The organism is Flavobacterium algicola, from assembly GCF_022399565.1.
Classification (GTDB): domain Bacteria; phylum Bacteroidota; class Bacteroidia; order Flavobacteriales; family Flavobacteriaceae; genus Flavobacterium; species Flavobacterium algicola.
Genome location: NZ_JAJTUT010000002.1, coordinates 1 through 23267 on the forward strand (window position 1 = coordinate 1; position 23267 = coordinate 23267).

23 protein-coding genes and 2 rRNA genes are annotated in these 23267 nt (G+C 32.3%); 7 read left to right on the top strand and 18 right to left on the bottom strand.

Annotation, left to right across the window (positions count from 1 at the left end):
* The 5 genes from LXH21_RS07045 to LXH21_RS07065 form a co-directional block, all read left to right on the top strand.
* Nucleotides 1-128, top strand: a 23S ribosomal RNA gene (locus LXH21_RS07045); the annotation flags it as partial.
* Nucleotides 129-256: 128 nt separating this feature from the next.
* Nucleotides 257-366, top strand: a 5S ribosomal RNA gene (gene rrf / locus LXH21_RS07050).
* A gap of 771 nt (nucleotides 367-1137) precedes the next feature.
* The gene (locus tag LXH21_RS07055; RefSeq protein ID WP_239863785.1) at nucleotides 1138-3315 is read left to right on the top strand and encodes a tetratricopeptide repeat-containing hybrid sensor histidine kinase/response regulator; all 2178 of its coding nucleotides are present in this window, start codon (nucleotides 1138-1140) and stop codon (nucleotides 3313-3315) included.
* A gap of 222 nt (nucleotides 3316-3537) precedes the next feature.
* Nucleotides 3538-4674 (top strand): MFS transporter, encoded by a 1137-nt coding sequence (locus tag LXH21_RS07060; protein WP_239863788.1) that lies wholly within the window; start codon nucleotides 3538-3540, stop codon nucleotides 4672-4674.
* A 44-nt stretch (nucleotides 4675-4718) separates the two neighbouring features.
* Nucleotides 4719-5477, top strand: a complete 759-nt coding sequence (locus tag LXH21_RS07065; protein WP_239863789.1) for a helix-turn-helix domain-containing protein — start codon at nucleotides 4719-4721, stop codon at nucleotides 5475-5477.
* Between the two features lie 207 nt (nucleotides 5478-5684).
* On the opposite strand, the gene LXH21_RS07070 is transcribed toward LXH21_RS07065, so the two are convergent.
* The 10 genes from LXH21_RS07070 to LXH21_RS07115 all read right to left on the bottom strand — a co-directional run bounded on the left by LXH21_RS07070 (nucleotide 5685) and on the right by LXH21_RS07115 (nucleotide 14091).
* Nucleotides 5685-6584 carry a mechanosensitive ion channel family protein gene (locus LXH21_RS07070; RefSeq protein ID WP_239863791.1) on the bottom strand — a complete coding sequence of 300 codons (900 nt, stop codon included), beginning with the start codon at nucleotides 6582-6584 and terminating at the stop codon, nucleotides 5685-5687.
* A 259-nt stretch (nucleotides 6585-6843) separates the two neighbouring features.
* Entirely contained in the window at nucleotides 6844-8301 is a 1458-nt protein-coding gene (locus tag LXH21_RS07075) for an FAD-dependent oxidoreductase (RefSeq protein ID WP_239863793.1), read from the bottom strand.
* A 475-nt stretch (nucleotides 8302-8776) separates the two neighbouring features.
* Entirely contained in the window at nucleotides 8777-9844 is a 1068-nt protein-coding gene (arsB, locus tag LXH21_RS07080) for an ACR3 family arsenite efflux transporter (RefSeq protein ID WP_239863795.1), read from the bottom strand.
* Nucleotides 9845-9916: 72 nt separating this feature from the next.
* On the bottom strand, nucleotides 9917-10528 hold the full coding sequence (locus LXH21_RS07085; protein WP_239863797.1) for a low molecular weight phosphatase family protein: 612 nt from the start codon (nucleotides 10526-10528) through the stop codon (nucleotides 9917-9919).
* A 66-nt stretch (nucleotides 10529-10594) separates the two neighbouring features.
* Entirely contained in the window at nucleotides 10595-11062 is a 468-nt protein-coding gene (locus tag LXH21_RS07090) for a DUF6428 family protein (RefSeq protein WP_239863799.1), read from the bottom strand.
* Nucleotides 11063-11148: 86 nt separating this feature from the next.
* Nucleotides 11149-11481, bottom strand: a complete 333-nt coding sequence (locus LXH21_RS07095) for an ArsR/SmtB family transcription factor (protein ID WP_239863802.1) — start codon at nucleotides 11479-11481, stop codon at nucleotides 11149-11151.
* Nucleotides 11482-11566: 85 nt separating this feature from the next.
* Nucleotides 11567-11827: a heavy-metal-associated domain-containing protein gene (locus LXH21_RS07100; protein ID WP_239863804.1), complete on the bottom strand. Its 261-nt coding sequence runs from the start codon at nucleotides 11825-11827 to the stop codon at nucleotides 11567-11569.
* A gap of 169 nt (nucleotides 11828-11996) precedes the next feature.
* Nucleotides 11997-12257, bottom strand: coding sequence for a heavy-metal-associated domain-containing protein (locus LXH21_RS07105; RefSeq protein WP_239863806.1), 261 nt, complete (start codon nucleotides 12255-12257; stop codon nucleotides 11997-11999).
* A 249-nt stretch (nucleotides 12258-12506) separates the two neighbouring features.
* Nucleotides 12507-13739, bottom strand: a complete 1233-nt coding sequence (locus LXH21_RS07110; RefSeq protein WP_239863815.1) for an ammonium transporter — start codon at nucleotides 13737-13739, stop codon at nucleotides 12507-12509.
* Nucleotides 13740-13752: 13 nt separating this feature from the next.
* Nucleotides 13753-14091, bottom strand: a complete 339-nt coding sequence (locus LXH21_RS07115; RefSeq protein WP_239863817.1) for a P-II family nitrogen regulator — start codon at nucleotides 14089-14091, stop codon at nucleotides 13753-13755.
* Nucleotides 14092-14777: 686 nt separating this feature from the next.
* On the opposite strand from LXH21_RS07115, the gene msrA reads away from it, so the two are divergent.
* Both msrA and msrB read left to right on the top strand, forming a co-directional pair.
* A complete protein-coding gene (gene msrA / locus LXH21_RS07120) occupies nucleotides 14778-15395 on the top strand; it encodes a peptide-methionine (S)-S-oxide reductase MsrA (RefSeq protein ID WP_239863819.1) in 618 nt (205 codons plus the stop codon).
* A 56-nt stretch (nucleotides 15396-15451) separates the two neighbouring features.
* Nucleotides 15452-15988 (top strand): peptide-methionine (R)-S-oxide reductase MsrB, encoded by a 537-nt coding sequence (gene msrB / locus LXH21_RS07125; protein WP_239863821.1) that lies wholly within the window; start codon nucleotides 15452-15454, stop codon nucleotides 15986-15988.
* A 129-nt stretch (nucleotides 15989-16117) separates the two neighbouring features.
* Here the strand turns inward: msrB and LXH21_RS07130 are convergent, their stop codons facing one another.
* The 8 genes from LXH21_RS07130 to LXH21_RS07165 form a co-directional block, all read right to left on the bottom strand.
* Nucleotides 16118-17140: a glycoside hydrolase family 113 gene (locus LXH21_RS07130; RefSeq protein ID WP_239863824.1), complete on the bottom strand. Its 1023-nt coding sequence runs from the start codon at nucleotides 17138-17140 to the stop codon at nucleotides 16118-16120.
* 207 nt (nucleotides 17141-17347) lie between these two features.
* The gene (locus LXH21_RS07135) at nucleotides 17348-18298 is read right to left on the bottom strand and encodes a patatin-like phospholipase family protein (RefSeq protein WP_239863826.1); all 951 of its coding nucleotides are present in this window, start codon (nucleotides 18296-18298) and stop codon (nucleotides 17348-17350) included.
* Between the two features lie 11 nt (nucleotides 18299-18309).
* Nucleotides 18310-18573 carry a hypothetical protein gene (locus tag LXH21_RS07140; protein WP_239863829.1) on the bottom strand — a complete coding sequence of 88 codons (264 nt, stop codon included), beginning with the start codon at nucleotides 18571-18573 and terminating at the stop codon, nucleotides 18310-18312.
* 28 nt (nucleotides 18574-18601) lie between these two features.
* Nucleotides 18602-19183: a sigma-70 family RNA polymerase sigma factor gene (locus tag LXH21_RS07145; protein ID WP_239863831.1), complete on the bottom strand. Its 582-nt coding sequence runs from the start codon at nucleotides 19181-19183 to the stop codon at nucleotides 18602-18604.
* 5 nt (nucleotides 19184-19188) lie between these two features.
* The gene (locus LXH21_RS07150; protein WP_239863840.1) at nucleotides 19189-20550 is read right to left on the bottom strand and encodes a glycosyltransferase 87 family protein; all 1362 of its coding nucleotides are present in this window, start codon (nucleotides 20548-20550) and stop codon (nucleotides 19189-19191) included.
* Complete coding sequence (locus LXH21_RS07155) at nucleotides 20547-22028, bottom strand: cellulose synthase family protein (protein ID WP_239863854.1); 1482 nt, start codon at nucleotides 22026-22028, stop codon at nucleotides 20547-20549. Before LXH21_RS07155 ends, LXH21_RS07150 begins: the two co-directional genes overlap by 4 nt.
* 4 nt (nucleotides 22029-22032) lie before the next feature.
* Entirely contained in the window at nucleotides 22033-22722 is a 690-nt protein-coding gene (locus LXH21_RS07160) for a glycosyltransferase family 2 protein (RefSeq protein ID WP_239863861.1), read from the bottom strand.
* Nucleotides 22719-23111, bottom strand: coding sequence for a toxin-antitoxin system YwqK family antitoxin (locus LXH21_RS07165; RefSeq protein WP_239863868.1), 393 nt, complete (start codon nucleotides 23109-23111; stop codon nucleotides 22719-22721). The genes LXH21_RS07160 and LXH21_RS07165 overlap by 4 nt, the downstream gene beginning before the upstream one ends.
* Nucleotides 23112-23267: the final 156 nt, after the last annotated feature.

Below are 23267 nucleotides of genomic sequence, written 5' to 3' on the forward strand. Positions count from 1 at the left end.
AGCGCGAAACCCACCATAAGATGAGATTTCTTTTAAGGATCGTGGGAGATGACCACGTTGATAGGCTATAGATGTAAAGGCAGTAATGTCATAGTCGAGTAGTACTAATAATCCGTAAGCTTATGTACACCCTTTCCAGTGCGCTAAGGCGCACTGGGGAAACTTTCTAATGAATACTTTTTTCTTTATCTCAGTATGTTAAGATATTATGTAATGTTGATTAGCACAAGCTAATTTACCCATTGCAAAACGACCTTAAGGTGGTTATTGCGGCGGGGCTCACCTCTTCCCATCCCGAACAGAGTAGTTAAGCCCGCCTGCGCAGATGGTACTGCAGTTATGTGGGAGAGTATGTCGTCGCCTTTCTTTTAAAAACCCTTATCCTAATCGGATAAGGGTTTTTTGTTTTACAGAAATGCCGTGTTCCCACCACCGCGGGTCGGTTCGTCGCCTTTCTTTCAATTCCTCATCATTTATTTGATGAGGAATTTTTTTTGTTTAATTGTCCCGGTCTGAAATGACGATACACAAAAGTATTTTTATCGAGAAACCGGATCATAAAAGCTTTGGATCAATCCTAAAACCTGTGAGTAGACAAAATTTAAGAATAAATATTAGTTAAGCCTAAAAATGAAAAACTCGACATTTCTAACGCCTCTAAATTGACTTCTAAAAACTTTTATTTTAGAATTGAAATATTTTTCCGATGTATTAGGGATTAATCCCGACACCTATAGCGTGAAAATTTTTAGGCATAAATATCTGTTAGTTTTAACAGAGATAACTTAATTTTCTGACACCTCTAAATTGCGATCTTATTAGTACTTTTCTGCTTTAAAGTATTTTGCTAAGTCAAGTGTATTCTAGTGCCTTTGATTTGATCACTATATCTTAATTGGATCTCTATAAAATGACAATATTTGGATCAGATTACCTAAATTGTTGTATATCTAAATTAAAATTTTATAATTAGAAAAGTAATACCAATAAGTTCATTCATAGATTGTTACGAAATCTTTAAATTGTGTTAATTGTTTTGCAAATTAATTGTTAATATTCTGAAATCCTAAATTTCATTATTATAGCACCGTTATATTTTCTATCTTTAAAAATTAATAACAAGTAATATAAAATTTAATGAAGCAATTACTTATATTCTTTATTTTACTTAGTCCTTATATTTATTCTCAAAATAATAATTCAGATGGAAAGAAAGATAGTATAAGTTACTATAGCAATTTAGGGAATATTAATTTTGAAAAGGATAATTATAAAGAAGCATTAAGCTATACTCAAAAGGCAATTAACTACAGTAAGAAAAGCGGAAGTACATATGATGAAGCAGTACAGCATTATAAGCTAGGGACAATTTATTATGATGTTAAAAAATACGAAGATGCCTTAAAATCCTTCAATAATAGTATTTCATTATTTCAATCTCAAAAGTTATCCGAAACATTAGCTTCTGCTTATTACTATCAGGGCCTTTGCTACATGCGAAAGAAAAAGTTAACAAATGCTAAAGTAAGTTTTAGTAAATCGCAGTCACTTTATAATATATTGAAAATTACTGAAAATAATGATTTATTAAATTTTCAAAAAGCGGTTATTTACAAGCTAGAAGGTAAGTTTGATCTAGCTTCTACGATTTTTAACACAATTATTGTCAAAGCTGACAGCAACGATTTACTTGATACTACAAAAGCTGGATCACTTTATCAAATAGGGATTATTGAAATGCTACAGGATCGAAATAATTTAGCATTGACCTATTTTATCAAGTCACTTAATTTAAATGAGAAAAATAAAAATTTAGAACAAAAATCAAAAATTTTGCTTGCTCTTAGTAAGGTTTATGAGAAAATGTTGGATAAAAATAATGCTTATAATTATCTAAAGCAGCATACAAATTTAAAGGAAAGTATTTCAATCTCAGATAACGAAAAGTTGGGTGTAGATGATTATGAGAATTTTAAGGAGAATGAACGTTTAAAGGAAATCGCGCAATTAAATAAAGAGAAATTATCGCAAGAGAAAACTGCTAGATTTACTAAGCTTATAAATATTTTGGCTGTCGCATTGATTTTAATTCTTTCACTATTAAGTATATCGTTGTATAAAAATAATATTATAAGAACGCGCTCAAATGAATTATTGGAGGAAAAAAATAAAGAATTAATAAAAGCAAAAGATAAAGCGGAAAAGGCATCTAGAGCAAGAAGTGAATTTTTGTCTACTGTAAGCCATGAACTCCGGACTCCTTTGAATGCTATTAATGGAATTGCCCATCTCTTGTTGCAAGAGGATCCGAAACGTGCTCAACTTCATTATTTGGAATCATTAAAGTTCTCTGGTGAATACTTAACTACGTTCATTAATGACATCCTAGAAATTAATAAGATCGAATCTAAAAAAATTGAAATAGAGAGAATTAGCTTTAACTTAAAGCAGCTATTAAAAAACATTCAAAATTCTTTGATAGAATTAGCTAAGAAGAACAATAATAAATTTATTTTCGAAATAGATTCTACTATTCCGGAAGATTTAATAGGTGATCCCACCAAACTATCGCAGATCTTTTTAAACTTAATTAATAACGCTCTGAAATTTACTCAGAATGGAGAGGTTATAATTATTGCGAAGTTGATAGAATCGATAGATGACAAAGTTACGTTGTATTTTGAGATTACTGATACAGGAATAGGTATTAACGAAGATAAATTGGAGACTGTTTTTGATAGTTTTGCGCAAGGCTCCGTTGAAATCAATAGAAAATTTGGTGGAACAGGATTAGGATTGACAATTGTCAAAAAGTTAGTTAACCTTCTAGGTAGTAAGATCAAAGTTAATAGCGTAATTGGAAAGGGGACAACATTCCTTTTTCAGTTACAATTTGATGTTGATACCGACCCCATTGAATCTTCAGAAAATTCAAGAATTTACGATGATTCCATACTTAAGGATAAAAGAATATTGATTGTTGAAGATAATAAAATCAATCAGTTGGTATCGAGAAAGATGCTTGAAAGTAAAGGTGTAATTTGTCAAATTATTGACAATGGTGAAGATGCAATACTTAGTTTAAAAAACAACAAATTTGATATGGTATTGATGGATGTCCACTTACCAGGAATAAATGGAACTATTGCTACTCAACGAATTAGGGAATTCGACTTGTTAACACCCATAATTGCTCTTACAGCCATTTCACTTAATGAAAATAAAGAAGATTTAATGTCTTATGGTATGAATGATGTTATTACAAAACCATTTGTACCTGCTGAATTTTATAATGGTATTGCAAAATTTCTTTAAATTTAAAATTTGAATTTACTGATCAATGCGATAGTTGTATTTATAGGTTTTGGTCTATTATTGTTATTACATTTAACTGCTATTTTTAAGGATATTTCTAAATAAAGTAGTTTGTTATTGTTGTGAATTTGCATTTTATACTTAGCTATTAGTTTCCATTTTGGTATACATTTTTAGATATAGCGTCAAGTCATTCTCCTAAGTATAGGCGATATTTGCTGTATGAAAAACATATCTAATTTTAGCATATTTACTTTGCTTTTTGTCAGTAGCCTTACTATAATGGTTGGTGCAGTTATCGCGCCTTCCCTTTCCGCCATTGTCAGCAATTTAAATTTTAAGTACTCTGCAAGTTGGTTGATTACATTGCCATCGCTAGGAGTGGTAGTTTTTGCTTCTTTTGTAGGACCACTACTTAAACGATTTGGCAAGTTTAAACTTCTTTGTTATGGACTAATTCCTTATGCACTACTTGGTGTCGCAGGTGCTTATATTACCAATGATTTTATATTAATTGCAGATCGGTTTTTGCTTGGAGGTGCTACAGTAATAGTTCAGGTCTCAATTACTGCCTATATAGCTGCGATGTTTACAGGTGAAAATAGAATGAAGATGATTGCTTGGCAAGGAATGGCAGTCGAATTTGGTGGAGTTGTATTTTTGGCTATAGGAGGATTTTTAGGCGAAATGAGTTGGCAATTTCCATTCTATATTTATCTTTTAGGAATTATTTGTTTGGGACTTGTAATAAAGTTTTTACCTAAACATCTACCTATAAATACTGACCAACAATCTACAGATAAATCATCTGTTGGGAATAAGTTAAAGGTAAAAGTGATTTTTTATTCATCTTTATTCTCAATGATAATATTCTTTTTAGGTTACGTAACGATGCCATTTTATCTGCCTGAAACTTTTAGTTTTAGTGAATCTGATACTGGATATTATATGGCCTTTATTTCTCTAGTCGCGATAGTAACTGCAAGTCAGATGCCAAAAATGGTCAAAAATATAGGGGATGGAAAGACAGTCGTTCTTGGATTTATCTTTTTTATGTTAGGGTATTTGTTTTTGGCTTATGCTAATAGTATTCTATTATTGATAATTGCAGCTATTTTCATAGGAATTGGGTTTGGTTTTACAATTCCGCTCCTAAATCATATGATGATTGAGGCTAGTACAATAGAAAATCAGGGAACGAATCTAGGTCTATTTTCCATGGGAGTATTTGGAGGACAATTTTTGTCCACTTTTATAGAATATATTTCGCATGATTATACCTTAGTTTATAAGGTTGTAGCTTTATTATCGGTACTTTTTGGCGGTATCCTCTTTTATTTATTTAATAAAGTTGTATAAAAAAAATATATTTAAATCTTCTTATATTTGAGTAAAAGAATATTATGGAAGTGTGTAAGTCATGGAATGATAAATTTCAGTTACTAGAAAATGTCTCTATTACATCACCGATTCTCTCTGACGATTCAATTGGAATCTTTATACTATATAATGCTGATACAAAAATCGTTTTTCATTTAAAACCATTAAATGAGAATTTTGGTGCTATAGCAAATGATAACCATGAAGGAGATTTAATTAATTTTAGAAGAGATTTAATTGATGAGGATGATATTGAATATGCGCTTGATATAATGTCCTTATTCAATAAGAATTCCAAAATCACCATCGGTGATTTTACTGAAATAATCCAAATCATGCAGGTTTTACATTTACTAAAGACTGAGTTTAGTAGTAGCAACGCTTCTTATATAATGATTAAAACACTTTTAAAAGTATTGTTGTTGCATTTAATCAGAGTACAGAATGAGGTGTTTTTAAAACAAGATTTAAATCAAAAACGAATTTTTCAATTTTTAGAATTAATGGAAACTAATTTTATAAACGAAACTAGTGCTAATTTCTATGCCTCTATTATAGGAATTAGTGTAAAACGTTTAAATCAAATTTTACAAGAAAAATTAAAACTAACTGCCAAGCAAATTATACAACAGCGTCAAATTACGGAAGCCAAACGTCAATTAGTTAAAAGCGAGATTTCAACTAAGGAGTTAGCCTTTAAATTGGGTTTTGATTCAAATAGTAGTTTTTCAAGATTTTTTAAAAAGAATGTAGGTGTTACTCCTTCTGATTTTAGACTGTAGTTTTAGAGTTTTATACAGAAATATTTTTCAAAGAATCGTAATTTTTGAATTTCTCTGTATCAAATTATTTTAACTAAGTGTTATAAAAAAATCCGCATAATCAGTGTAGATAATGCGGATTTCATTTTATAAAATTTAATTACTTATTTCCATATGATCATAATTCTTGAGATTTATCGAAAATTTATGACTGTGTGCTTTGTAGCTTTATTCTACTTCCTTTGCAATATTTATCGGCATTTCGTTTAATGTAGTTCCGCCTTTGATGCCGAAATCTAACGTTCTTATAGGGAATGGGATCATAATATCATTGGCGTCATATGCTTTCTTAATTTTAATAATTGCTTCACTACCAACTTTATTGTAAACTGATTGCTCAGGGGTATTGATCCACATACGAACCGATAAATTTATAGAGCTATCTCCAAACTCATTAAAAAATACATTTATTTTATCCTCTTTTGATAGTTCGGCAATATCGCTTACTGCATTTAAAGTAATCTCTCTTACCTTCTCTAAATCATCTCCATATGATACTCCAACACTTAGATCAAATCTTCTTTTTTGAAGGATTGTGTAGTTTTCAATTGGATTTTGGAATACTTCCTTATTCGGAATAATAACTGTTTTACCTTGAAAAGTCTCCACTACAGTATCTCTAAGATTTACAGATTTGACTTTTCCCATGTAATCTTTGATTTGTACAATATCACCAACTTTTAGAGGTTTTCTAAACGAGATAAATATACCAGACATAAAATTGGAGGCAATATCTTGAAAAGCAAAGGCTAGAGCAAGTCCTAAGATACCAGCACCAGCTAATATTGAAGTTACTGCTTTGTCTAATTTTAAAATAGTTAAAACTGTGAATATAATAATACCAATAAATACAAAGTAAACTACGGAACTAAATAGGTTATTGAGAGTAATATTGCGCGATATTTTCCCTGTTAGTTTTATAGTTATCCTGCGAACAAATTTTGCAATGTAAAGGCCAATAACTAAAACTATCGCTGCCATTACTATATTGGGAAGTAACTTGACTAATGCTTCTGCCCAGTCTGATAATTTTTCTGTTATTAGTAGTGTTATTTTATTGATATCCATGTTCATATTTAGTAGTATCTATTGTGATTTAATTTTTAAAAGTCTAATATAACAAATGATTCGTTGTTTCACAACTTAATGAGTAATCATTATTTTCTAAATGCATAATTGTGACAGTAACAGATGTTGGTACATTTATTATTTTATATTACTCAGAATTGCAAATTTATAGTTGATGCCTGAGAGTAAAATAACTTAATAGCTGTAACTAAAAACAAGTGGCATGTAATACTGTGGCTCAATTAGAAGTATTGGTGTATTACTCTTTATTTCTGGTTACACTTCTTCCCCTAGGTTCATCGCCTTCGTGTAAAACGATTTGGGAATGTAAAAATTGAGCAGCTTCTGCAGAATGTTTGACTTTCACTGCAGTTCTTTCCAGCATATCTGATTCAAAACTGGAAAGGAAAGTTGCTCTTATGCCACGCTCTCTCCAATTTGACTTGGGTCTGCATTCTTTTGTTATCAATCTTGCAAGGGTTAATGCGTCTAATAACGCTTGATTAGCTCCCTGGCCTTTAAAAGGACTCATAGGGTGTGCGGCATCGCCAATAAGTGTTGCATTTTCATTTTTGCTTAGAAGATTAGGCGTTAATAATTCTCTGTCATAAACGGGATATCCAGAGATTTGCGATTCTAATGTTGCTTCTAAGATTTGTGGAATAGGTTTGTGCCACTGCGTTCTTCTGCAGGCTTCTTGTTTTAAAGCTTTTGGACCTTCTTTGCTTAATGTTATAGCATCTTCTTCACTCATTGGAAAACTCAGCTGCCACATAACTGATTTTGAATCGTATGGCATTACATAAATTCGTTCATTACCGTTTGCTGTTTGAAAAACGGTAGCTGAATCTAGTAATTCATGTTCTCCAATATCAAGATTTGACAAAGGACAAATACCCAGGATAACAATACAATCTAGGTACCGTAAGGGAGTGCTTTTAGGATCAATCAGCTTATTGCGAACGGAACTACGAATTCCGTCCGCGCCGACGATTAAATCTGTTGTCGCAGTTTTTAATTTTCCTTCAACTTTAAAATTTATTTCAACTTTACCATTTTCGATCTGTTTAAAATCGATAAATTGATGATTCCATTGGACGTTATTAGAATCTGGCAATTGCTCGAATAGTGCTAAACGTAGAGACTGTCTTGCAATGTGAATATTTGTACGTTTTACTGTTTTTTTATCTGCTGATTGCAACCATTTTCTCATTCCCCATTCCCCAATTACTTTTCCATCGGTTGTATGTACCAAATGTTTGGTAGATACTACACCTTGCTTGAGTTTGAATATACCAAAACCTTCTATCGCTTTACTGGCTTGTTGTAAGGTAAGGCCGTAGCCTTGCGAACGTGCTTCAAAACCGCTGTCGCGTTCGTAAAGAGTAAATGGTATTCCGCGATGAAGTAAAGCAACTGCTAATGCAGTACCACCAATACCACCACCAATTATTGAAATGTGTGGAAAATTTACGACATCTATGAGAGTGGGAGCGCTAGACGTAAGCAAACCTGATCCTGAACAATAGGAACAACTATCTAAATGCGCTTTTGGGCGAATGGGTTCTACTACTTCACTATCGGACAATTCAAATAACTGCATGTCTTTCTGGTACTGTAGTCGGACCTTTTTATTGATCCTTCGACTCTTTTTACCTTGACCTTGACATTCTGTACAGATCGTCCAATCATTAATTTTATCTGCTACCTCTTTCACCTTTTTTATATTGCTGATTCTTCTATATGATTTTCCTTGAAAATGAACTCGTTTGACCTTGTGGAATGGATTTCGAAAGAGTTCAGGACCCTATTTAACTTTAATGACAGTTTCTAAATAAAAATACTGTGTTGTAAAGTAAATGCTATTTATTCAAAAATATATCGAGCAAATATAAAACTTAAAATTAGAATTAGTTCGAATCTAATTTAAAGCCATCATTCATTATTGATCTTTAATAACAACTGTCGACGTAAAAAAAAAATAATCTAATAGCAAAAACTGTCTATTTATGTTTGATAAGATGCAAATATTTGATAGTGTGTGTCTGCGTGAGAGATAGAGGCGGTATCCTCGAAGTGAAACGGAGAGATATAGCCGAAAGCTCGACCGTATTATTGAAAATGGGCCTATTCACCATCAAGAGTAGGCCCATTTTTAATAATAGGGTCACGCCCATAAACTTTATAATAGATTACGTTTTGGCGTAATATTTTTTCTGAAACCAAAAGGCTAAATTAACCAATGCTATTAAAGCCGGAACTTCAACAAGGGGACCAATGACACCGGCAAATGCTTGACCACTATTGATACCAAAAACGCCTATAGCTACTGCGATTGCAAGCTCAAAATTATTTCCAGTAGCAGTGAATGCGATTGCAGTGGCTTTGGAATAATCGGCGCCAAAATATTTTCCGGCGAAGAAACTACAAATGAACATTAATGTAAAATAGATTACTAACGGTATTGCGATACGGACAACATCCATGGGGATTTGTACAATTAATTCTCCTTTGAGGCTAAACATAATTACTATTGTGAATAGTAAAGCAATTAATGTAATTGGAGATATAAACGGAATGTATTTATTTTGGAACCAATCTTCCCCTTTTAGAGCAATTAAACCATAGCGGCTGATAATACCCAATGCGAAAGGAAGTCCAAGATATATACCCACACTTTCTGCAATTTGTGCAATACTGATGTTGACTTCAAAGCCTGTATAACCAAAATAAGGTGGTAAAATGGTGATGAATACGTAGGCATAAATACTGTATAAAAGTACTTGAAAAATAGAGTTAAGAGCAATTAATCCTGCTGCATATTCTCGATTACCTTCTGCAAGGTCATTCCATACCACTACCATAGCAATGCAACGGGCAAGACCTATAAGAATAACGCCAATCATGTATTCTGGATATCCATTTAGGAAAATAAGAGCTAAGATAAACATTAAAACTGGTCCAATTAGCCAATTAAGTAATAGGGAGGCCCCAAGTATTTTGGTGTTTTTAAAGACAGCACCCATCTGTGCATAATTGACTTTGGCAAGGGGTGGATACATCATTAAAATTAGACCAATCGCAAGTGGAATATTTGTTGTTCCTGAGGAAAAGGAATTAATAAACCCACTACTTGAGGGAATAAAATAACCGATCGAAATTCCGATTGCCATCGCAAGAAATATCCATAGGGTAAGAAAACGATCAAGGAAACCTAATTTTTTTCGGTTGGCTGCAGGAGCGCATACATTTGCTGACATAATTTTTACTTTGTGTCCGTTATTCCAATTTATTAGATTGGAGTTTATTAATAATTGGTCGTACTTAAATATTTACACAATTGTCGAGAAAACATAAAACATCTCGGTTGCTATTTGCAAACTTCTTTCGTGGTATTTTTCAGATTGTAATGGAGTATTATCAAAAGCTTTAGGATCTTCAAAAGTGATCGGAATTCTTTTTGAAGCTCCTACGATAAAGGGACAACCCTGATCTGCACTTGAACACGTTAAAATTGCTGCAAATTGCGATTGCGGGTTAAAATTATTATCGAAAGTTTTTGAAAAGCCTATTATGGGGCAATCATTAGCGCTATATTTTATAGCATAGACCGGATTAATACCTTCAGACAAAAGTTCAATCTCAAATCCAGAATTTTGTAAAGTCTCGGCCACTTTTGGGAACAGGGCCGTTGCCTCTGTACCTCCAGAATAACAGTATACATTTTTGACTTTGTAGTGTGTTGCGGCAGCTTGCGCCCATATCTGACTTAAATGGCTACGACGTGAATTGTGTGTACAAATAAAATTGAGACGGATATCATTCTTTTCATGTTTACTGATTTGAATAAAGTCAATCAATGGTTGTAAAATTACTTTTCGATCTGACGATATTGTATTAAAATCGAAAGTTGCAGCTAATTTTTGTATGGTTTCGAATAACATATATTCTACTTTTATATAATTTATTTAAATTATTTTGATGCAGGCATAAAAAAGAAAAATTGCAACTTAACAACAATTACCGTCAGGAGAACAGCAAGACTCCTCTTTGTCCTTTGCTGCTTCTACTTTTTGTTTCGAAGGAGGTATACCACAAGCATCTTCGGCTAGACAAGCTGTTTTTTTGTTAAGTAATGTAAATACCGATCCATTGAATCCCAAATCATATTTACCAATTGTTTCTGATTGGTATTCTACTTCGATTTCAAAATCTTTTATACCTAGTAGTCTTTCAGATAATGCAATTATGTTAAGTAATTTTGCTGGTTTAAGTCGGTGATCAAAATCATTAGCATTCCATAATTGAAAATTAACGACACTCTCGTTGCGTATTATTCCACCACAATCGATAAAGTTTTTGGTAATAAGTCCAACTTCCGTTACATGAAAGTGTTCTGGAACGAAAGATCCATTTGGTAAAATAAAAGCAACATTTTCTAGCGTGCTTAAGATTGGTTTAATTTCTGATAATTTCATAATATGTATTTTTAATTAATTATTGCTTTAGCTATTTTAAGAAAAATTGACTTTTCAACTTTTGCGGCATAATTTTAATTCAACTTTTAACAACACTGATTGTTTTTGTTTGCTAGATATGAATCTACGGTGGTAAAAAATTCCTTTATTTTAGAAAAACCAAGTTCGTCAAGACAATAGCAAATGGTGTTACCTTCTAAACTGCCCTTTATTAGACCTGCATTTTTTAATTCTTTCAAATGCTGAGAAACAGTAGGTTGGGAGAGTGGTAATTCATTTACGATATCTCCACAAATACAGCTATTTACTTTAATAAGATGCTGAATTATGGCAATTCGAGCAGGATGTGCAATTGCCTTAGTCAAAGTCGCTAGTTCGTTTTGTTCTGCTGTAAAATGTTCTGTTTTTGTTGTGCCCATTGTTTTATTTCTATATTGCAATATTACGATATAATAAAGCGTAAAAAAAGTTTTTGAAGCTTTTTTATATAAAATTGATTACTATTTACAGTTCTAAGTTTTCCTTGGGTATAGCATGAAAGCCTGTTGTCTTAACTTTGTCTTCTACTTCTGCGACTGTAATCAATTTTGAAGAATAGACTGTAATTTCTCTTGGAAAGATGGCTTCGTTTATAGTCACTTCCTGAATTCCCTCTATAGTTAAGATACTTTTTTTTATAGTATTTAGATCGCTAGTTTCTTTTGCGTTTGTTCCGAAAATTCGGCCATGGCTTCCCGGGATTATATTGTTTGATATTAAGCTCATAATGATTTTGTTTTTATTTTAATAATTCTGTCTTTATTTAGTACTCTTAAATATAACTAATTGTATTTACAACTTGAGTACAGCATTTGTTTTATGTATGCAATAAAAAAACATTCTTTGTCTGCTATGAGATAAAGAATGTTTTTTGAATTTTTAATTCGGAATTTGTTTAAATATGAAAAGGATCTTTTGTGATAGCATGAAAGCCAACTGATTTAGCTTTTGATTCTATAACATGTACAGGAATCATTTTGTTTGAAAACACAGTGAATTCTCGAGGGAACACGCTGAAGTTGATTAGAACTTCAATAATTCCTTCGATACTTAAAATGCTATTTTGAACTTTTTTTAAGTCCATTTCCTCTTTGGCATCTGTGCCAAAAGCCGTGCCGCGTGTACCAGGAATTACGTTGTTTGAGAGTAGACACATAGGTTAATTTTTTTTAATGATTAGTCAAAATTTATTACTATTTTAAAATTAATCAATTAATGGTTAAGTTAAATTAAATTTTTAGTTATTCTATTCTAAATTAAATCTTACTATTTTGTTAATTATTAAACTTCCGCCATTTAGACTGGAGATGCGCGCTGCAGTTGTATTATTTAATAAATAATAGTAAAAAAAAAGACCTGTTCTATTGAACAGGTCTTTAAAAAAATTTAAATATGAACTCTATAATTAGTTATCGTTCATTCTATAATCTGGATAAGCGCTCATTCCGTGTTCATGCTCATCTAATCCTTCAATCTCTTCTTCTTTTGAAACTCTTAATCCAATTGTTTTCTTGATTACAATTAAGATAATAAATGAAGATATTACGCAGAATGCACCGATTACGGCAACACCCGTTAATTGTATTAAGAATTGATCTACACTTGCCATTGCTCCAAAGATACCAACTGCAAGAGTTCCCCAGATTCCGCATACTAAGTGCACTGCAACTGCTCCAACTGGATCATCTAATTTTAATTTATCAATTAATGCAACTGCTGCAACAACAAGGATACCTGCAATAAGACCGATTAAAATAGCATCTGTTGGTCCCATTTGATCAGCTCCTGCTGTAATACCAACTAATCCAGCAAGTACACCATTCAGGAACATAGATAAATCTAAATTTTTATATAGAAATTGAGTGAACATTACAGCGGCAATACCACCTGCTGCTGCAGCCAAACATGTTGTAACTAATGTTAGAGAAGTTAATCCTGGATCAGCAGAAAGAACTGAACCTCCATTAAATCCGAACCATCCCAACCATAATATCAGTACACCACCTGTAGCCAAAGGTAAATTGTGACCTGGAATAACTTTTGGTTTTCCGTTTTCGTCAAATTTCCCGATACGTGCTCCTAATAACCAGATAGCAACTAAAGCTGCCCATCCACCTACAGAGTGAACTAGAGTAGAACCAGCGAAGTCATAGAATCCCATTTCGTCAAGGAATCCACCACCCCATTTCCATGAACCTGCGATAGGATAAATCAATCCTACATATATAATAGCAAAAATCATGAATGAATTAATTTTGATTCTCTCAGCAACAGCTCCAGAAACAATAGTAGCAGCGGTAGCGGCAAACATACCTTGAAACAAGAAGTCTGTCCAATATGTATATCCTTCGTTGTAAGCTAAGTCTAAAACACCGTCTTTCATTGGTGCTTCAATTCCAAAACCTGCAAATCCTAAAAATCCATTAAAATCTCCAGGGTACATTAAATTGAAACCAACTAGGCAGTAAAGTAATAGTCCAATACAAATGATAAATAAATTTTTAAACAAGATATTTATGGTATTTTTTTGTCTTGTTAGTCCGATTTCTAAAAATGAAAATCCTAAGTGCATGAAGAATACTAATGCTGTACATAGCATCATCCATACGTTGTTTGTTGTTAATAATCCTGTATCCATGTGTATAATTTTATTATTTTAATGTTTCTCCACCTTTTGCTCCTGTACGAATTCTGTATGCTTCTAAAACATCAGAAACGAATATTTTACCATCTCCAACATGACCTGTTGATGCTGCGTCTAGAATGGCTTTTATTGTTACTTCTTCAAAATCATCGTTCACCACGATTGAAAGCTGTCTTCTTTGGATGTCAGAAGTACTATATGTAACTCCACGATAAACGTGACCTTGTTTTTCATTTCCTAATCCAGTTACATCCCAATAAGTAAAGAAACTTACGCCTACTTCATGTAATGCTTTTTTTACATCAGAAAATTTGGATTTTCTAATCGTTGCTTCAATTTTTTTCATGTTTAATTTGTTTTGAAATAAAGGTTAATGCTATTTTGATTTTAGTAATAATGCAATTTTTTTAGGCTTGCCTTATTGTAATTTTCTCTTATGATTGAAGCGAATTTATTAACTTTTTTCAAAGACAAATAGGGAAACGCTGAATTTTTGACAATAAAATGGTCGAATTATTAATATTGTAAAATCAAGTCCCTTATTATTGTTAATTATTATTATTAGTTGGATTTAATAACATATTAATAATCATTATTTTTAACTCTTACCCTTTAATTTTTAACTCAAATTGTTTTATTATATGTTTTTCGGCATCATTTGCATGTATTTTGCGCAATTAATTTCTTTACCCCTAATTAAAGTAGGGGTGTAACTTTATTTGATTAATTAATTTTTTATTGGAATTTTGATATATCAGTTATAAATTAAATTGTTTTGTCAGGTATCCCAATACTCTTCGTCTTAACTAAATAAGCAGAAAGAATTGCGGAACGATAAATTATTTGGGTATACAGAAATTGATTTTAACTCTATACTATTTTTACCTTAACCGATTTTTAAGATCATATATGGTCACTTTATTATTTTCAATTTAGATTGAACCAAATTTCTAACATAACTTTAGCAATCGTTGTAAATCCAAAGCCAATTAACAACCGTATATTAGTTTATATACTTTAAAAGAAAATAAAATGAAAACAATCCCATTTTTAATACTATTACTTTCAGTTTTTAGTTGTCAATCTCAGACAAAGGAATTATCATTGAAACCAAAACCAGGAAAAGCTGTAGCTGTATTTGCAGAAGGATGTTTCTGGTGCAGTGAGCATGTTTTTGAAGCTGTTTACGGAGTTGATGAAGCTGTGTCTGGATATAGTGGAGGAGCGGCTAAAAACCCTAGTTACCATCAAGTTGGAACCAATACAACAGGTCATGCCGAAGCTGTAGCTGTTTTCTATGATCCTAAAAAAGTTTCTTATTCTCAATTAGTAGACGCATTTTTTGCTTCACAAGACCCTACAACACCAAATCAACAAGGTCCCGACATAGGATCGTCTTATCGCTCTATTGCTTTTTACAGTAATCAGAATGAGAAGAAAATTATCCAAGATAAAATTGCTTCTTTAACAGCTGCTAAGATCTATGCCAATCCAATTGTTACAGAGGTGAAACCCGTAACCGCTTTTTATGAGGCAGAGGACTACCATCAAGATTATGTGAAGCACAATCCTAACCAAGGATACGTACAGGGTGTTTCACTGCCTAGGTTCAACAAATTTAAAAAGACCTTTAAAGGAAAATTGAAATAATTAAAAGGAAATAAATTTTCCAGATTGAGTTATCTAAATATTTAAAAAATAAAATTATGAAACGTTATCTATATCTATTATCAATCCCAGTTTTGGCTTTGACTTTTATGGCTTGTATGCAAGCAAAAAGTGGAGCATCAAAAATGCAAAATGTTGCTACCCCACCGCAGGAGAAACTTTCTTTAACTGACACATCATTAAAAAAGGTAGTAAAATCAAATGCAGAATGGAAGAAAGTCCTCACTGCTGATCAGTATTATATTCTACGAGAAAAAGGAACAGAACGCCCCTTTAACAATGCGCTTTACGATAACCACAAAAAAGGTCATTATTTTTGCGTAGCTTGTAAATTACCTCTATTTTCTTCTGAAACTAAATTTGAGTCTGGTACAGGATGGCCTAGCTTCTATGATGTTCTAAACAAAAATCGTGTCGAAGAAGTAGTAGATAAAAGTTTAGGAATGGTAAGAGGAGAAATTGTTTGCGCACGTTGTGAAGGACATCTTGGACATTTATTTGACGATGGTCCAAGTCCAACAGGATTACGTTACTGCATGAATTCTGGTGCAATGTTGTTTCAAGAAAGCAAATAGTATTTGGCTTCTCAATATTAAATAATTGCAAAAAAAATGAGCTTGTGAAAACCTTTTAATAAAGGAATATACAAGCTCATTTTTTGTGGACTATATTTTACCCTCTATGATTCATTAAAGATTATGTACTTATTCGTACCATTTTGAAATTACAGATAGTGCTGGTTTATCTTGAGGCGTAAAATCTATTGCTTTGTTTTTATGATAATCATCAGCATACCATTTCCAGGCAAAGCCACCAAGATACCACTTTTGTTTATTTAAACTTTTAAATAAAGCTTCATAAGCATTTGCTTGTGCAGTATTATTAATAGTGTTTTGATTTTCTTTCCATGGTTCGAGTCCTGTGTAATCAGAATTTCGATAACCAAATTCGGTAAAAAGAATATTTTTTTTCCACTTTTTATGAGTCAATTCCATTTTTGCAAGGTGTTGTTTCCATCCTTTTTCCATTTCAGCTACCGAGGGATTTACTTTATCCGAAATAGGGAAGTAACCATCAATACCAATGTAGTCCATTTGGTTCCAAAAAGGTACGCTGTCAAAGTCATCCCAATTAGATGCATACGTTAATTTTCCAGTGTAAATTTTCTTTATTTTACTTACAAGTTGCAACCAGTATTGTGGGCGTTTGGCGATAGGATTACGTAATTCGGTACCAAAGCAAAAAAGATCCACTTTTCCATCTTGTGCAATCTGAGCGTAGTCAAGTATGTATTTTTCATATTCGCTTTCCCAGCTTTCCCATTCAGTAACAGTTTCAAAATTAAGATCACCCGTATAAAAATCGTGATTTACCCACAAATGAGGTTTAATCATAACTTTCATATTGTATTTATGGGCTTGACGTATGCATTCTTTAATTCCATTACTGCTTTCTCCCCACCATTGTCTTTTGTGGTTATAGGAAACAGTAGCTTCATCAATATTAACAAATGCATATGGAATTAATGAAATTGAATTTACATTATTTTTCACCAATGCTTCGAAGGTGTTTGCAGTGATACCCTTTTTAGGGGCAACCAAGTTCATTCCTTTATATTCAATTGCACTTTTGAATTCTACGGCTGTATTTTTATTGGCTGAGCAATAGCCAACAACACCAAGGATTGAGACCACAGCTATGAGTAGTATTAACATTTTTTTATTCATGAATGCAAATTTAAGTATATACAATAACTACAACCTTAAATTGATTATAATTAAATGATTTTTAACGTTTTAATCGTAATTTGTAGATTACTACAATTATAATTTATTGACAATTAGATCATGATTTAATTCTCAGGGGAAAACAAATTAATTTTTTAAGTGTTGCAAAATGAGGTAATTAGGTAATGATAAAGCAGAGACTACTTATCAGTCTTCAATAAAATTTTTATCTACCTTTAACTCTTTTTCTTCTGGCTTTGAAACATGACAAAAGCTATCTGGTTGTCTAGACTTCGCGTACTCGTATCCATCTTTCCACCATTGCGTCATCTCTGCTGCATCAAAAATCAAAGGGTTATCTGTAAGGTGATCAGGCGTGAAGTAAAAATTGATTTTTACATTTTTATTCATACCAATTAATTTTCCAATGATGATATCTTTAGAATTATTGGTGTTTTTCATATATTCAAAAGTGCGGAATAATAAAGAAAAAGCGTTTGTAATTTCGGGTAGATGCAAACTTTGATCTTCATTTTCCAATATAATAACATCAATTTCGGTAGCTCCATTTTCTATAGCACAAGAAATTGGTACAAAATTTCCAAAGCCACCATCTGCATATTGATGTCCATTTTTATTGACCAAACTCATAAACGGGACATAATTGCAAGATGCCCAAGCCCATTCACAAAAATCCTCTCGTGTGCAGTCTTTAGAATTATGGTATTCTACTTGATTTAAAGTTAAATTCGAAACGGTGACAATTACCTGTTTATTTTCTTCTTGTAGACGGTCGTATTCATCTACAGTAATGTTTTTTTTAATGAGCTTTTTCAGATTTAGGCTTTCGCCAAAAGTAGGAGAGCCTTTGATAAAAGATAATACAGAATTGAAGTGATTGATTTTGGTCTCATATCCCTCATCGTTTTTAGTGATAATAAAAGGCGATATGCTGAAAATATCTTCTTGTGTAACAGATGTATAAATATTTTTTATTTTATCAATTTTTCCAAGCGCCAAATGGGGTAAAAGCAAGCAACCTGTTGAGCAACCTACGTATAATTCATATTGGTTGCAGCAATCATTAATTAAATATTCGGCGATACCACCAGCGAATGCTCCTTTGCTACCTCCTCCTGAAATAATTAATGCTCTCATTTTTTATGCTTTTATAAGTGATTGTTATTGATTTTGTCAATAATAGCAGTCTTTTTCTCTTTACTTAACTTTTCTGCAGGGGCCGCATCGGCATTTCCAAACCATTTGGTGATGAAGCTATCAATCATCTTCGATTGATTTTCATAAGCACTACAAGTTTTACACATGGCCTTATGGGCTTGCAATTGCAATTTCTCTTTTAGAGTTAAAGTGGTCAATTGTTGTTTATCAATTAATTCACTTGTGATTTTACAGGATTTTACTAATATTTGCATGGTCTTGTTCATTATTGGTTAAAATGTATTATTTCCATTTAGTTTCAAGGCATTTTTTCAATAGTAACTTTGATCTATGAATGATCTGCCAATAATTAGACGATGTTATTTCGAGTTCCTTACATATTATATCTGCTTTATTATCAGTTAAATACTTAGAGGTTATTGCTAGTTTCCATTTTTTTGGTAAATCATCAATACAATATTGAAAAATCATATTAAAATCTGCATTATCAAATAATTCACCTTCCTGCTCCCAAATAGAATTAAGTTTATTTTCGACCCAATTTTCAGTAGTATTAAATAATCCGTCAGATAGTTCGTAACCACTCTCTTCAGTTAGGCTAAAGTTATTTTTTGTGGTACGTGCTGAAAGGCGGTAGTAATCAACAACCTTATTGTTTAATATAGCAAACAACCAAGTTTTAGGTTGACTCTTTCCTTGAAAACTCTGTATTTTATTAAATGCAGCTAAGAATGTCTCTTGAACCAAATCTTCAGCAGTCTCTTTGGATGAAGTTTTATATAAAGCCCATGAGTAGAGTTCATCACTAAATTGATTGACCCAATTCTCTAAAGTTAATTTTGAATTTTCTACGGAAGCACTCATATATTTTATATCCTAAAAGTTGATTTTTTCAAATATACATATTTTTTAATGTCAAATTTATTCTGTAGTTCATAAATGATGTATAAAAAAACAATACTATATTCAATCCCTATCAACCAGAAATTTTCTTTAAACACCACATTACTATATGCACTATAACTTAGTACTGCTGTAAAACTCCAAATTATAGGGAATTTAAAGCGAGTAAAAACACCAATTAAAACTAGATTAATAATGTACCATGGATGTACTGTGGTAGATGAAAATAAGTAAACGGTCAATACCAATAAAAAACTTATAAAAAGCTGTTTGCTGTTTTTATTTTCTCCCATAAAACTACGGTAGATAATAAATAAAACAATTAATACAGGAATTATTTTACCTGTAGACTGAATGATATTATACCCTTTTACATAAAACCCAATTTCCCTAATGAGGTAATAAATACTGGCATTAAACTCAAAATTTGTAAACCAAAGCCCAATTGTTTTAGTATAATTTTCAATTAATTCTGCAGACAAAAACGGAAGAAATAAAATAATATTAACTCCTATCACAATGCCATAAAATGGTATAATTTTTTTCCATCCCAATCGCTGTAAATACAAAGGTAATAGTAGTAGTGGTAGTAATTTTGTTGAAATAGACAAAGCCAAAATGACAGCAGCAGTTTTCCAATTCCGTTTTGATAGTAAATACATACTCCAAACAAAGAAGAAAAGCATCACCCCTTCATAATGTAAATTTGCGGTCAATTCTATAATAACAAGAGGATTTAAGAGATACCAAAAAATACGGTATTTATCTAATTCCAATCGTTTTAACAATTTCGTCCCAAAATATAAGGTACCCAAATCGGCGAGTATAATAATAATCCTCATCCCAATAACGGCACCGTAAATTGTATTGCCACTTATATAAGCTCCAATAGCAAATAAGACTTGGTTAACCGGTGGATAATTAGAGTAGTGACTTGCACTTAAACTACCCATGCCATCATATAAGGCTTGAGCATTAGCAATCGAGAATTCAGCTTGTGTAATTAAATTGTTAGGCAGATACAAATAAGGGTTCATTCCTTGTAACAGTAATCTACCATCCCAAATGAATCGGAAATAATCTTGTGATAAATTGGGAATTACACTCCACAAGATCAATCGAAAGACAATAGCAATACCAACTAAAAAATTAAAATTATCCTTTTGTAAATTGATAATGTGATAGCTACAGAAAAAAAGAATTCCAAAATTGATTATTAAGGCTATAAATTCTTGTCGTTCCAATTCGTAACCCATATATCCATAACAGAAAATGCTTATAATTAGATAAACAAATGTTTTAATGTTATTGGCAGCTATCGATTTCATTTGGGAGCAACAATTGATTGAATAAAAACGTAAGCAAATCCTATGCTTAACATAAGATGTAAGAATAGAATACTAAAATCATGAAGGTAAAAAGAACTATAAATTCCAAATACAAAATAGCTCATCAAAAGACCTTCAAAAATAACATTTTTGGATATTTTCTTATTTAAGTAGATATTTTGCTTCCACTGTTCTTTCAAACTTTCAATGTTCAATTTGGGCGTACGTACAAATTCACTTTTCTTTCCCCATAAACCTTCTAGTACCGCAATTGTATTGTGAAAAGAGAATCCCATTGCAATAGTGTAAAAAACAAAGAAGAGTCTCGTGTAACTTAAAAATGATTTGAATCCTCCGCCATGAATACTTTTATAAGTGACCCAATAACTAATAAAAAATAGGAGGGAGGTAATGATGAAGAACATTAAGATGTCAAATAATCTATGAATTTCAGGAAGCGAATGTTTTATATACAACACAGGAATACTTAAGATAGCCATAACAAATAGGGCTAAAAACATAGAGCTATTTAATAGATGTAATATTCCGTGAGCTTTAGTTTTAAAACTTATAGTATCCGACTTCAAAACTCGTTTAGCATTTTTACTAAAATTTTCTGCACCTCCTTTGTTCCAACGAAATTGTTGTGAGCGCGCTGCACTAATTATGGCAGGCAATTCTGCAGGCGTTTCAACTTTTTCAAGGTATTTAAACTTCCAGTTTTTCAATTGGGCGCGGTAGCTTAAATCCAAATCTTCCGTCAACGTATCGCTTTCCCAATTTCCAGCATCTAGAATACATTCCTTACGCCAAACTCCCGCTGTCCCATTAAAATTAATAAAATGCGATTGAGAGTTGCGTCCTACTTGTTCTAGTGTAAAATGTGCATCAAGAGCAAAGGCCTGAATTTTGGTCAAAGTAGAATAATTACGATTCAAATGTCCCCAACGTGTTTGCACCACTCCAATTTTTGGATCTTTAAAATAAGGCATTGTTTGTAGTAACCAATTCTTCTGAGGAACGAAATCAGCATCAAAAATCACAATAAATTCTCCTTTAGCAATCGCAAGTCCTTCTTTCAAAGCTCCAGCCTTAAATCCGGTTCTATTAGATCTAAAGATATGCTTAATGTCAAGCCCAGTTTGAGCTATTTCTGCAATTAAATTTTTGGTCATTGGGATACTATCATCAGTGCTATCGTCGAGGACCTGAATTTCTAATAGATGTTTTGGATACTCCAATGCTGCTACGGTATGTAATAATCGTTCGACTACATACTTTTCATTGTATAATGGCAATTGAATTGTAACAAAGGGAAAAGGGTCTCCTTTTTCAAAATTATATTGAGGACTGTTGTCTACTTGTTTTTTACTCTTTAAATAATTTAATAACAAATTAAATTGTGCTAAACCATAGAAAAATATCAATAGTATAGACAGACAATAAAAAAATAGAATGATATAAGAAAGTGATAACATAGAATTATTTGAAGGTATATTTAAAAATCCAACCTATGATTTTGACTCCAGCCATAATGGTCCCTTTAACAGTTCCAGAAACCTTTGAAACGCCAATGCGATTTTTATAGCGTACGGGAATCTCAACATATGTCATATTTTGCTTTAAGATTTTCAGTTGCATTTCAACCGTCCAGCCGTAGGTTTTGTCTTCCATTTTCAAATCTAGCAATTTCTGGTATTTTATAGCGCGAAACGGACCTAAATCTGTAAATGAAGCTTTAAAAAATAGTTTCATTAAAAAGGTTGCCAGCCAATTCCCAAAGACTTGTTGAGGGGTCATCGAATGTTTTTCTCGCAATTGTGCTACACGCGCTCCAATAACAAAGTCAATGTCATTCTCCTCAATAGGTGCTATAAGTTTTATCAACTCCTCAGGATAATCTGAGAAATCACCATCCAAGAAAACAACAATATCAGGCTTTATTTCTCTTTGCGACAGATATTCCAATCCTTTCAAACAAGCATTACCATATCCCTTTTTATTTTCTGTCAAGACTGTTGCACCTGCTTTACTAGCTACCGCTATAGTGTTGTCAGTAGAGTTGTTGCTCACGACAATTACCTCACTTACTATTTTGGGAATTTCGTTAATTACGTGTGCTATCGCATTCTCTTCATTATAGGCGGGTATAATTACAACAATAGTTTTCATTTATTTTTATCGTTTCGGTAAGCCGATAGGCTAGTCCATTCGTTCGTTTTAACACCCATTTTATATTTTTCTGCTTTTACAATGTTTCCATCTTTATAAAGAATTGAAATACCGTTTTGCAAATCATTTTGATATTCTGTCTTTCTAGTAATTACTTCATTTGAATCATAGAACAACCACCATTTACACTTTTTGTTATCTTCAAAATGCCCTTCCTGCTTTTTATTACCATTATCATAATAAAAGTACCAGTAGTCAACTTTATCATTATGTGACATCCACCCTTCCGCCTGAATAGTTCCAGTCGGATAATAGCTCTTTGCATACTTCTTTTGGGCAGAAGTGGCGAAAATAGTCATAAAAACAAGAAATAATAATCCTTTTGCCATTTTATAAATTGTGAAGCGGTTGAATTTTCGATTGTAATAATAGATCTTATAGTAATTTGGGTGTACCCCGCCAAATCCCGAAGCTTCGGGAGCGGGTCAGGCTATTCGTTACAATCTTGTGGGGGCATTAGGCCAGCCCCCACAAGGATTTTCACT

Bases quoted from the DNA above. Each gene is read 5' to 3' on its own strand.
- LXH21_RS07055 (WP_239863785.1), top strand. From the start codon at position 1,138: ATGAAGCAATTACTTATATTCTTTATTTTACTTAGTCCTTATATTTAT.
- LXH21_RS07060 (WP_239863788.1), top strand. From the start codon at position 3,538: ATGAAAAACATATCTAATTTTAGCATATTTACTTTGCTTTTTGTCAGT.
- LXH21_RS07065 (WP_239863789.1), top strand. From the start codon at position 4,719: ATGGAAGTGTGTAAGTCATGGAATGATAAATTTCAGTTACTAGAAAAT.
- LXH21_RS07070 (WP_239863791.1), bottom strand. From the start codon at position 6,584: ATGGATATCAATAAAATAACACTACTAATAACAGAAAAATTATCAGAC.
- arsB (WP_239863795.1), bottom strand. From the start codon at position 9,844: ATGTCAGCAAATGTATGCGCTCCTGCAGCCAACCGAAAAAAATTAGGT.
- LXH21_RS07085 (WP_239863797.1), bottom strand. From the start codon at position 10,528: ATGTTATTCGAAACCATACAAAAATTAGCTGCAACTTTCGATTTTAAT.
- LXH21_RS07090 (WP_239863799.1), bottom strand. From the start codon at position 11,062: ATGAAATTATCAGAAATTAAACCAATCTTAAGCACGCTAGAAAATGTT.
- LXH21_RS07095 (WP_239863802.1), bottom strand. From the start codon at position 11,481: ATGGGCACAACAAAAACAGAACATTTTACAGCAGAACAAAACGAACTA.
- LXH21_RS07100 (WP_239863804.1), bottom strand. From the start codon at position 11,827: ATGAGCTTAATATCAAACAATATAATCCCGGGAAGCCATGGCCGAATT.
- LXH21_RS07105 (WP_239863806.1), bottom strand. From the start codon at position 12,257: ATGTGTCTACTCTCAAACAACGTAATTCCTGGTACACGCGGCACGGCT.
- LXH21_RS07110 (WP_239863815.1), bottom strand. From the start codon at position 13,739: ATGGATACAGGATTATTAACAACAAACAACGTATGGATGATGCTATGT.
- LXH21_RS07115 (WP_239863817.1), bottom strand. From the start codon at position 14,091: ATGAAAAAAATTGAAGCAACGATTAGAAAATCCAAATTTTCTGATGTA.
- msrA (WP_239863819.1), top strand. From the start codon at position 14,778: ATGAAAACAATCCCATTTTTAATACTATTACTTTCAGTTTTTAGTTGT.
- msrB (WP_239863821.1), top strand. From the start codon at position 15,452: ATGAAACGTTATCTATATCTATTATCAATCCCAGTTTTGGCTTTGACT.
- LXH21_RS07130 (WP_239863824.1), bottom strand. From the start codon at position 17,140: ATGAATAAAAAAATGTTAATACTACTCATAGCTGTGGTCTCAATCCTT.
- LXH21_RS07135 (WP_239863826.1), bottom strand. From the start codon at position 18,298: ATGAGAGCATTAATTATTTCAGGAGGAGGTAGCAAAGGAGCATTCGCT.
- LXH21_RS07140 (WP_239863829.1), bottom strand. From the start codon at position 18,573: ATGCAAATATTAGTAAAATCCTGTAAAATCACAAGTGAATTAATTGAT.
- LXH21_RS07145 (WP_239863831.1), bottom strand. From the start codon at position 19,183: ATGAGTGCTTCCGTAGAAAATTCAAAATTAACTTTAGAGAATTGGGTC.
- LXH21_RS07150 (WP_239863840.1), bottom strand. From the start codon at position 20,550: ATGAAATCGATAGCTGCCAATAACATTAAAACATTTGTTTATCTAATT.
- LXH21_RS07155 (WP_239863854.1), bottom strand. From the start codon at position 22,028: ATGTTATCACTTTCTTATATCATTCTATTTTTTTATTGTCTGTCTATA.
- LXH21_RS07160 (WP_239863861.1), bottom strand. From the start codon at position 22,722: ATGAAAACTATTGTTGTAATTATACCCGCCTATAATGAAGAGAATGCG.
- LXH21_RS07165 (WP_239863868.1), bottom strand. From the start codon at position 23,111: ATGGCAAAAGGATTATTATTTCTTGTTTTTATGACTATTTTCGCCACT.